General features: G+C 71.1%; 10 protein-coding genes. All 10 read left to right on the top strand.

The genetic code is table 11. The annotated features are described in order from the left end of the window. Positions 1 to 318 (top strand): hypothetical protein (locus tag CS062_RS26435; RefSeq protein WP_158238915.1); only part of this gene is annotated, 318 nt, incomplete at its 5' end. Positions 319 to 336: 18 nt separating this feature from the next. Further along, the gene (locus CS062_RS24275; protein WP_099864379.1) at positions 337 to 1,956 is read left to right on the top strand and encodes a phage tail sheath family protein; all 1,620 of its coding nucleotides are present in this window, start codon (positions 337 to 339) and stop codon (positions 1,954 to 1,956) included. A 107-nt stretch (positions 1,957 to 2,063) separates the two neighbouring features. Beyond that, entirely contained in the window at positions 2,064 to 2,489 is a 426-nt protein-coding gene (locus CS062_RS24270; protein WP_233218237.1) for a phage tail protein, read from the top strand. Further along, on the top strand, positions 2,489 to 2,956 hold the full coding sequence (locus CS062_RS24265) for a phage tail protein (protein WP_099864378.1): 468 nt from the start codon (positions 2,489 to 2,491) through the stop codon (positions 2,954 to 2,956). The genes CS062_RS24270 and CS062_RS24265 overlap by 1 nt, the downstream gene beginning before the upstream one ends. Before the next feature lie 54 nt (positions 2,957 to 3,010). Next, the gene (locus tag CS062_RS26430; protein ID WP_158238914.1) at positions 3,011 to 3,184 is read left to right on the top strand and encodes a DUF5908 family protein; all 174 of its coding nucleotides are present in this window, start codon (positions 3,011 to 3,013) and stop codon (positions 3,182 to 3,184) included. A 1-nt stretch (position 3,185) separates the two neighbouring features. Continuing rightward, positions 3,186 to 3,917: a CIS tube protein gene (locus tag CS062_RS24260; RefSeq protein ID WP_099864376.1), complete on the top strand. Its 732-nt coding sequence runs from the start codon at positions 3,186 to 3,188 to the stop codon at positions 3,915 to 3,917. Position 3,918: 1 nt separating this feature from the next. Beyond that, positions 3,919 to 5,712 carry a type VI secretion system tip protein VgrG gene (vgrG, locus tag CS062_RS24255; RefSeq protein WP_099864375.1) on the top strand — a complete coding sequence of 598 codons (1,794 nt, stop codon included), beginning with the start codon at positions 3,919 to 3,921 and terminating at the stop codon, positions 5,710 to 5,712. A 13-nt stretch (positions 5,713 to 5,725) separates the two neighbouring features. Further along, positions 5,726 to 6,025 carry a PAAR domain-containing protein gene (locus tag CS062_RS24250; RefSeq protein ID WP_099864373.1) on the top strand — a complete coding sequence of 100 codons (300 nt, stop codon included), beginning with the start codon at positions 5,726 to 5,728 and terminating at the stop codon, positions 6,023 to 6,025. 57 nt (positions 6,026 to 6,082) lie between these two features. Then, complete coding sequence (locus CS062_RS24245; RefSeq protein WP_099864371.1) at positions 6,083 to 6,508, top strand: GPW/gp25 family protein; 426 nt, start codon at positions 6,083 to 6,085, stop codon at positions 6,506 to 6,508. After that, positions 6,505 to 9,577, top strand: a 3,073-nt coding sequence (locus CS062_RS24240; protein ID WP_199174348.1) for a baseplate J/gp47 family protein, incomplete at its 3' end; no start/stop codon positions are given. The genes CS062_RS24245 and CS062_RS24240, both read left to right, overlap by 4 nt.

The following is a 9,577-nucleotide window of genomic DNA, read 5'->3' as shown; positions in this document are numbered from 1 at the left end:
GTCTGGAAGTACTGCCTGTTCGGCGACTGGCCGGAGCCCGCGCTCGCGGTCGTCGACCTGGCCGGCGAGACCGAGTTCAGCGCGCCCGCCCCGGACCGCCTGGACAACGGCACGCCGATGCTGGCCATCCGTTCCCGCGTCCGCCTGCCGCTGGCCCAGCGCTCGCCGCGACGCTTCCAGCTGCGCAGCCGTCCCGACGGCGCCGGCAGTCCCAAGGTGCTGATCCGCCGCCTGCCCACCGCGGCGGCGCAACTGCTCGCCCGCGAAACGATCGACGGCCAGCCGACGATCGTCTCCGAGATCCACGTGCATCGATAACCCGCAGAGGAGGCCGCCATGGCTATGAAGACACCCGGTGTCTATATCGTCGAGAAGAATGCGTTTCCCAACTCGATCGTCGAGGTGGCCACCGCGGTGCCGGCCTTCGTCGGCTACACGCGTCGCGCCGAGAACGGCGGCAAGTCGCTGCTCAACAAACCCTGGCGCATCAGCTCGATGGCCGAGTACCACACCTACTTCGGCCATGGTCCCGATCCGCGCCTGACCATCGTGGAGGCGCCCGCCCCGGCCCGCTCGGACTTCCGCGCCGACGGCAAGGACTACGCGCTGACCCAGGCGGACGGCGCCGACGGCGGCCGCTTCCTGCTGTACCGCTCGATGGTGCACTTCTTCCAGAACGGCGGCGGCCCCTGCTACATCGTGTCGGTGGGCGACTACGGCGGCCAGGTCGAGGCGCCCGCGCTGGGCGGCGGCATCGAGGCCCTGATCAAGGAGCAGGAACCGACGATGCTGGTCATCCCCGACGCGGTGCTGCTGCCGCGCGCCGACTGCGTCTCGGTCCAGCAGGCGATGCTGCAGCACTGCGGCGGCAAGATGCGCAACCGGATCGCGATCCTGGATGTCTGGGGCGGCTACCTGGACCGCAAGGACCCGGCCGGCGATCCGGTCGAGGCCTTCCGCAACGACCTGGGCGTCAACTACCTGGACTTCGCCGCGGCCTACTACCCGTGGGTCAACACCACGGTGGTCCAGGACAAGGACCTGGACTACACCCGCATCGCCAACCCGGCGCTGCTGGCCACGCTGCTGCGCGCCGAGCTGTCGCTGCCCGAGAACGTCGATCCCAAGACCACGCCGCCGCGCATCGTGCAGCAGGCGCAGGCGGTGGCCGACATCGTCAAGACCGACGACGACTGGACCCAGTACGTCACCGGCCTGGTCAACGCCTCGACCAAGACCGACGAGGAGAAGCAGAAGGCGCTGACGCCGGCCGCGCTGTCGGTCGCGGTGGAGACGCACAAGTCGCTGCTGCACAAGAGCCTGGTGTCGATGAGCCCGCTCTACAACGCCGTGATGACCGAGGCGCGCAACCGGCTCAACCTGCTGCCGCCCTCGGCCGCGATGGCCGGCGTCTACACCATGGTCGACAACAGCCGCGGCGTCTGGAAGGCGCCGGCCAATGTCAGCCTCAACGGCGTGGTGTCGCCGCAGGTGTCGATCTCCCACGAGGACCAGGAGGACCTGAACGTCACCACGCAGGGCAAGTCGATCAACGCGATCCGCTCCTTCATCGGCGAGGGCGTGCTGGTCTGGGGCGCCCGCACCCTGGACGGCAACAGCCTGGACTGGCGCTACATCAACGTGCGCCGCACGATGATCATGCTGGAGGAGTCCTGCCGCCTGGCGGCCAAGGCGATGGTCTTCGAGCCCAACGTGGCCAACACCTGGGTGACCATCAAAAGCATGATCGCCAGCTTCCTCACCGGCATCTGGAAACGCGGCGGCCTGGCCGGCGCGGTCCCCGACGACGCCTTCAGCGTGCACGTCGGCCTGGGCGAGACGATGACGCCGGAGGACATCCTCGAAGGCGTCCTGCGCGTGACCGTGCTGGTGGCCATTAGCCGCCCGGCCGAGTTCATCGAGATCACCTTCCAGCAGCAGATGCAGAAGTCGTGAGGCCGGCCCGGCCCGCGGCCGGCGTCCCGACCCACGACCCCGATTTCCATCCATAACCCTCGCGGAGGCAGGCAATGGCAGACGACGGATCAGCGCAATCGACCACGGTGTGGCCGCTCCCCAAGTTCCGCTTCGAAGTGAAGTGGGACTCGGCGGTGATGTCCTTCCAGGAAGTGTCCGGCCTGGACGTGGAAGCGCAGCCCATCGAGTACCGGCACGGGGACAGCCCCGCGTTCTCGGTGCTCAAGATGCCGGGCATGAAGAAGTACAGCGACGTCACGATGAAGAAGGGCGTCTTCAAGGGCGACAACAAGTTCTGGGACTGGTTCAACGAGATCAAGATGAACACCATCAAGCGCAAGCCGGTGACCATCAGTCTCCTGGACGAGGCCGGCAAGCCGACCATGGTCTGGACGCTGGCCAATGCCTGGCCGACCAAGATCACCAGCACCGACCTGAAGTCCACCGGCAACGAGGTGGCGATCGAGACCATCGTCATCGCGCACGAAGGCCTCACCATCGCCAACGCCTGATGCCGCCACCGCGGGCCGAGCTGCTTTATCCGCCGCCGGCCTTCCACTTCGCGGTGACCTTCGGGTCGAACGCGAAGGACCGCGACGGCGCCTTCCGCGAGGTCACCGGCCTGGGCCCCGAGCTGGAGACCGAGACGGTGGTCGAGGGTGGCCAGAACACCTTCGTGCACCTGCTGCCCAAGGCGGCGAAGCATCCGAAGCTGGTGCTCTCGCGCGGCATCGCGACGATGGAGTCGCGGTTGCTGCAGTGGTGCCAGTCGGTGCTGGAGGGCGGCTTCGCCCGGCCCATCGCCCCGCAGCAGCTGCATGTCTTCCTGCTCGACGGGGACGGCGCGCCGCTGCGGGTCTGGGCGGTGAGCAACGCGTATCCGGTGAAGTGGTCGGTCGAGGCCTTCCAGGCCACCCGCAACGAGGTCGCCATCGAGCGCATCGAGCTGGCCTATGCGGGATCGAGCCGGCTGGTGTGAGCGCCGCGGCGGATCGGAACCAGGACCGAGGACCGAGGCCCAGGATCGAGGACCATGAGCATGAGCATCGAAGTGAGACAACTGCTGATCCGCTCCCAGGTGACGCCTGCGCCGGCCCCGCCGGCACCGGCCCTGGCGCAGCGCGACCTGCTGCGACTGCGCGAGCAGCTGCTGGCCGAATGCCGCGCCTGGCTGGCCGACCGGCTGCATGCACAGCGGGAGCGCTGAGATGCCGGCCCCCTCTTCCAGCGCCGGCACGGGCGGCGCCGATGGCGCTTCCACCCAGCTCACCCGGCTGCTGCTGACCCGCTACAGCCTGAGCCGCACCGGCACGGTCCAGCTGGACAAGGCCACCAGCTTCCAGGCGCAGATCAACCCGGCCGAGTTCAGCCACAGCTTCGGCATCCGCTACGACAAGACCAAGGCACAGGGGTCGTCCGGCGTCGAGCCCAAGTTCAGCACGATGGACGATGAGCGGGTTTCCTTCAACATCGTGCTGGACGGCACCGGCGTCGTGCCGCCGGTGCCCGGCCAGCCGCCCGACGTGAAGGGCCAGCTGGCGCAGCTCAACAAGGTGGTCTACGAATACGTGGACCTGCGCAGCGAGCCGCCCTATGTGCGGGTGCTGTGGGGCACGCTGATCTTCTTCGGCCGCCTCGAATCGCTGAAGGCGCAGTACACCCTGTTCAAGCCGGGCGGCGATCCGCTGCGGGCCAAGGTGGACCTGAGCTTCGTCGGCGCGATGAGCAAGGAGGAGGAGCGCCGCGTCACCCAGCGCGCCAGCACCTCCGACCAGACCCGCACCGTGCGGATGTACGGCAACGAGTCGATCGGCCAGGTCTGCGAACGCATCTACGGCGATCCCTCGGTCTTCATGCAGGTCGCCCGTTTCAACGGCCTGACCGATTTCCGCAACATCCCGCCGGGCACCGTGCTGCGGTTCCCGCCGCTGGGGAAGTGACATGCCCGGCGTCTCTCCCACCCAGGACACCGTCGGCGTCGTGAGCCTGGCCGTGCTCGCGGACGGGCAGCGGCTCGAGGCCAGCGCCGACCTGATGTCGGTGACGGTCCGTCGCGCGGCCAACACCGTGCCGTCGGCGCGGCTGGTGTTCAACGACGGCGACATGCCGGACCGCGACTTCCCGCTCAGCGACTCGGCCCACTTCAAGCCCGGTGCCAGGCTGACGATCCAGGCCGGCTACGGCCAGCAGGAGGAGACGATCTTCGAAGGCATCGTCGTGCGCCACGGGCTGCGCGTGCATGGCGACAACGATGCCCGCCTGGTCGTGGACTGCCGCGACGCGGCGGTGAAGATGACCGTCGGCCGCCGCAACGCCAACTACATCGACCAGCTCGACAGCGACATCATGAGCACGCTGGCCAGTGCTCACGGGCTGTCGGCGCAGGTCGACGCCACCACCATCCCCCATCGGGAGCTGGTCCAGCACTTCTGCAGCGACTGGGACTTCCTGCTGACGCGGGCCGATGCCAACGGGTTGCTGGTGATCGCGACCGATGGCGCGCTGGCGGTGACCGCGCCCTCGGCCGAGGGCGAACCGGCGCTGTCGGTCACCTACGGCATGGACCTGATCGACTTCGAGGGCGACGTCGACGCGCGCCACCAGTACGGCAGCGCAATGGCGGTCTCCTGGGATCCCAAGACGCAGGCGGCGCTGGAGGGCAGCGCCGCCGACCCGGCCACCCTGCCCGCCCAGGGCGACCTGGACAGCGCGACGCTGTCGGCGGTCATCGGCCTGCAGAGCTTTCGCCTGCAGGCCGGCGCGCCGCAGTCCAAGGACATGCTGACCCAATGGGCCAAGGCGCAGCAGATGAAGTCCGGCCTGGCGCGGATGCGCGGCCAGCTGAAGTTCCAGGGCAGTGCCAAGGCCCGCGTCGGCGGGCTGATCGCGCTGCAGGGCGTCGGCGCCCGCTTCAGCGGCACCGTCTTCGTCACCGGCCTGCGCCACCACATCGAGGACGGCGCCTGGACGACCGAGGCCGAGTTCGGCCTCGACCCGGACTGGTTCAGCGCCCGCCCCGACGTGCCGGCGCCGCCGGCGGCGGGCCTGCTGCCGCCGGTGCCCGGCCTGCAGGTGGGCGTGGTGCTCAAGCTCGACGGCGACCCCGCCGGCGAGCAGCGCATCCAGGTCAAGGTGCCGGTGCTGCAGGCCGAGACCGAGGGCGTCTGGGCCCGGCTGCTGCAGGGCCACGCGAGCAGCGGCTTCGGCGCCTTCTTCCTGCCCGAGGTCGGCGACGAGGTGGTGCTGGGCTACTTCGCCGGCGACCCCTCGCATCCGGTGGTGCTGGGCAGCCTCTACAGCAGCGGCCGCACGCCGCCCTATGCGCTGGCTGCGCCCAACGACACCAAGGCCTTCGTCACCCGCTGCGGTCACAAGCTCGAGTTCGACGAGAAGGACCAGGTCATCACCCTCGCCACGCCGGCCAACAACCGCGTCGTGCTCAGCGACAAGGACAAGTCCATCCGGCTCGAGGACCAGAACGGCAACACCGTCGTGCTCGGACCGGCCGGCATCGCGCTGGACAGCCCCAAGGACATCACCGTCACCGCCCAGGGCCGCATCGCGCTGGACGCGGTCGGCGCGGTGAGCATCAGCTCGCAGGCCGACGTCAAGACCACCGGCCTGAATGTCAACTGCGAGGCCCGGATCGGCTTCGCCGCCAAGGGCAATGCCGCCGCGGAACTCTCGGCCTCGGGCCAGACCGTGGTCAAGGGCGCGATGGTCATGATCAATTGAGGAAGGACCCGCCATGCCGCCCGCCGCCCGACTCACCGACCTGCATGTCTGCCCGATGGTCACGCCGGGGTTGCCGCCGGTGCCGCACGTCGGCGGGCCGGTCATCGGCCCGGGCGTGCCCACGGTGCTGATCGGCCTGCTGCCGGCCGCGGTGCAAGGCGACAACGCGACCTGCGTCGGTCCGCCCGACGCGATCGTGATGGGCTCCACCACCGTGCTGATCGGCGGCCGGCCAGCGGCACGGGTCGGCGATGCCACCGCGCACGGCGGCAATGTCGCCCTCGGCCTGCCGACTGTGCTGATCGGCGGCTGACACGCCCCGCCCCCGACAACCGCCATCCAGACGACCCACCTTTCCACGGACCTCGACATGGACGCCGAACTCGATTTCCTGGGCACCGGCTGGGCCTTCCCGCCGGCCTTCGACCGGCGCACCCGCGGCGCGGTGATGGTCTCCGGCGTGGCCGACGTCGAGGAGAGCCTGCGCATCCTGCTGACGACCGCGCCCGGCGAGCGCGTCATGCATCCGAGCTACGGCTGCGGCCTGCGGCGCATGGTCTTCGAGACGATGAACGACAGCACGCTCACCGAGATCCGCAGCCTGATCGAGAAGGCCATCCTGTTCTTCGAAGCCCGCATCGCGCTGGACGCGATCGACATCGACACCACCGGCCTGTACGACGGCGTGCTGCGCATCCGCCTGGACTACACGCTGCGCAGCAGCAACAGCCGCCACAACCTCGTGTTCCCGCTCTACCTGCGCGAGGGCGAGGTGCTCGGGAGCGAACCCGCATGACGACCGGCACCGAACAGCGCGAGCGCTTTCCGAGGGCGCTGGAGCCGGGCTACTTCCGCCCGGACGACCTGACGTTCGAGCAGCGCGTGGACATGACGGCGCGGCTCGCGGAGCAACTGCGCTTCATCGACCTGGACGACCAGGAGGACGGCGACTGGCGCGGGCTCTTCGCCACCGATCCGACGCTGGTGATGGCGGGCATCGCGGCGCTCGATCCATGGCCGCTGCAGCAGCAGTTCGGGCGCGAGGCGGACTCGGCGCCGCTGGAGCATCTGGCGCGTCAGGTGCTGGGCCTGGCGGCGCGGCTGGACCACTGGTGGCGCGCACTCGCCGGCATCCACGACGATGCGCCGCGCGTGCTGCGCGAGCGCATCCAGCAACTGGTGGAGCAGCAGCTCGCCGCCGACCTGCGCTGGGTGGAGCGCCGCTTCCTGCGGCGCGGTGACGAAGCGGCCGCGGGCCGGCCGACCGGGCCGGTGGAGCGCGAGCTGTCGCGGATGTGGCACCGCACGATCGGCGAGGAGCCGGCGGCGGACGCCGCCGCCGAGCGCGAGGACCGCGAGCGGCTGCGGGAGCGCTTCTTCGCCTTCCTCAGCGCGGTCGAGGAGGTCCGGCGGCTGGCTCGCGAGCTGCTGCCCGACAGCATCGCCACCGCCAACCACGAGCCGGCGGCGGCGCTGCTGATCGCCTTCCTGAAGGTCTGCGAGACCGCGCAGCGCGAGGTCAACCGCTTCCCGGCCCGTCACACCGCCTTCTACTACCGCGACTGCCTGGGCTTCGGCCCGGCGCCGTCGCGCGCCGATCGCGTCCATCTGGCCTGCCAGCGCGACCTGCGCACGCCCGGCGAGCTGACCCTGCCCGCCGGCACCGCGTTCGAGGCCGGCAAGGATGCGGCGGGCCGGCCGGTGCGCTTCGTCAGCGAGGCGCCGATCACCGTCACCGACACGCGGGTGGCGACGCTGTGCACGCTGCGGCTGGAGCGGGACCCGCTGATCGCGCCGGAGCGCGACCTCCATTACGTCACCCGCGCCAAGGTGGCGCGCCCGGTCGCGGATGGCCGCACCGTCTGGCCGCTGTTCGGCGCCGCGGGCGGCGCGGGCGCCGAGGACGCGCGCATCGGGCTGGCGCTGGCGTCGCCGCTGCTGGCGCTGCGGGAGGGCGATCGAGAGATCCGCCTGATCCTGCGCCAGACCTCGTCCGGCGCCGCGCCGGACCTGCGCGGCCTGCGCGACGCGGTGCTGCGGGCCGATTCGGCCGAGTCCTTCCGCGACGCCTTCGGCGACCTGCTGCCTCAGTGGCTGCTGGCCGACGGCGCCGAGGGGCCGCCGGCCAACGCCAGCAACACGAGCGACACCAGCAGCACGAGCAGCACGAGCAGCACGAGCAGCATGGGCGGCACCGGCAGCCCGGGCCGCATCGGCAGCACGGCCAGCACGAGCAGCGCGGGTGACGACCGCAGCAAGAGCGGCCCAGGCAGTGGAGGGTCGAGCGGCGTCGACGTCCATGTCGACGACCTGTCGGAGGCCGACTGGACCGCGCTGCGCGATGCGGCGCGGCGCCAGACCGGCAACGGCCTGCCGACGCTGTTCAACGGCCCCGGCCGGCCCCATCGCGCGCTGATCTTCGACCGGCTGCTGCAGGGCGCCTTCCGGGTGAGCCTGAGCACGCCATCGGGCTGGCACACCGTCGAGGCGCGCCTCGAGCGCGCCCCCGGCGCCGGCCTGTCGCTGTTCATCCGGCTGCGCGCCGACGCGCCGCCGATCACCGGCTGCGACCCGGCGGTGCATGGCGCCGAATGGCCCACCCGGCTGCCGGTGCTGCGCCTGGAACTGGCCACGCAGGCGCGGCTCTATCCCTATTCGCTGCTGGCCCGGCTGCCGCTGGCCGAAGTCGACCTGCGGGTGAAGGTGCGCGGCGTGCGCGACGTGCGGCTGTCCAACAACCTCGGCCGGCTGGATCCGTCGAAGGCCTTCGCACCGTTCGGCCCGCTGCCGGGCCTGTCGTCCTACCTGGTCGTGGGCTCGCCCGAGGCCGCGCGCAAGACCCTGGACCGTCTCTCGCTGGACCTCGAATGGGGCGGCCTGCCCAACGAGCCCGGCGGCTTCGACACCCACTACCGTGGCTACGCCGGCCCGGCCGGCAGGGAACTGCGGCAGGGCCAGTTCAGCGTCGAGATCGCCTGGCTGCGCGACGGCCAGTGGCAGGACTGCGCCAACCGCTCCGCCCGGCAGCCGCTGTTCGCCGGCACCGACGCCGCCGGGGAGTTGATTGCGACGCAGCACATCGAGCTCGACCCGGGCTCGGTGCGCAAGCTCAGCCGCGCGACCGAGGAGGACTGGTCGACGATGCCGATGCCGCGCAACGGCCTGTGCCGGCTGCAGCTCAGCGGCCCGCGCGCCGCCTTCGGCCACGCCGCCTACCCGGTCGAACTCGGTGCGACGGTGGCCGCCAACGCGCGCACCCGGCGGCCGCGTCCGCTGCCCCATCCCCCCTACACGCCGGTCATCGAGCGGCTCTCGCTGAACTACGAGGCGGCCAGCGTCATCGCGCTGGACCGCGACGACGATCCGCCCGAGGGCGCCGACGGCGAGCGCCTCTTCCACCTGCATCCCTTCGGCCTGCAGACGCTGCGCTCGGCGGTGTCCGGCGGCGGGCACGGGCTGCTGCCGCGACTGGGCGCCGACGGCAACCTCTACCTCGGCCTGAGCGCGTCGGATCCCGGCGGCGTGCTGACCCTGCTGTTCCAGCTGCGCGAGTCCTCCGCGCGCGGCCCGCTCAACGGCGCCCGGCCGCGCGCCCTGCAATGGTGGACGCTGGCCGACGACGACTGGCGCCCGCTGCCACCGAACCGCGTGCTGGGCGACACCACGCACGGCGGCCTGACCTCCGGCATCGTCACGCTGGACCTGCCGCGCGACATGAGCACCACCCACACGGTGATGCCCGCCGGGCTGTACTGGCTGCGGCTGTCGGCGTCGACCGACTTCGACGGCTTCGGCGGCCTGGTCTCGGTGCGCACCCAGGGCCTGCGCCTGCGCCGCGAGCTGCCTGGCGACGCGACCGCCCCGC

This window comes from Roseateles chitinivorans, assembly GCF_002761755.1.
In the GTDB taxonomy this organism is placed as follows: Bacteria; Pseudomonadota; Gammaproteobacteria; order Burkholderiales; family Burkholderiaceae_C; genus Roseateles; species Roseateles chitinivorans.
Note: the sequence above shows the minus strand (reverse complement) of the source record. Positions and strands in the feature narration are given on the sequence as shown.

Excerpts from the sequence above, each read along its gene's own strand:
- vgrG (WP_099864375.1), top strand. The coding sequence starts at position 3,919 with ATGCCCGGCGTCTCTCCCACCCAGGACACCGTCGGCGTCGTGAGCCTG.
- CS062_RS26430 (WP_158238914.1), top strand. The coding sequence starts at position 3,011 with ATGAGCATGAGCATCGAAGTGAGACAACTGCTGATCCGCTCCCAGGTG.
- CS062_RS24275 (WP_099864379.1), top strand. The coding sequence starts at position 337 with ATGGCTATGAAGACACCCGGTGTCTATATCGTCGAGAAGAATGCGTTT.
- CS062_RS24260 (WP_099864376.1), top strand. The coding sequence starts at position 3,186 with ATGCCGGCCCCCTCTTCCAGCGCCGGCACGGGCGGCGCCGATGGCGCT.
- CS062_RS24250 (WP_099864373.1), top strand. The coding sequence starts at position 5,726 with ATGCCGCCCGCCGCCCGACTCACCGACCTGCATGTCTGCCCGATGGTC.
- CS062_RS24245 (WP_099864371.1), top strand. The coding sequence starts at position 6,083 with ATGGACGCCGAACTCGATTTCCTGGGCACCGGCTGGGCCTTCCCGCCG.
- CS062_RS24265 (WP_099864378.1), top strand. The coding sequence starts at position 2,489 with ATGCCGCCACCGCGGGCCGAGCTGCTTTATCCGCCGCCGGCCTTCCAC.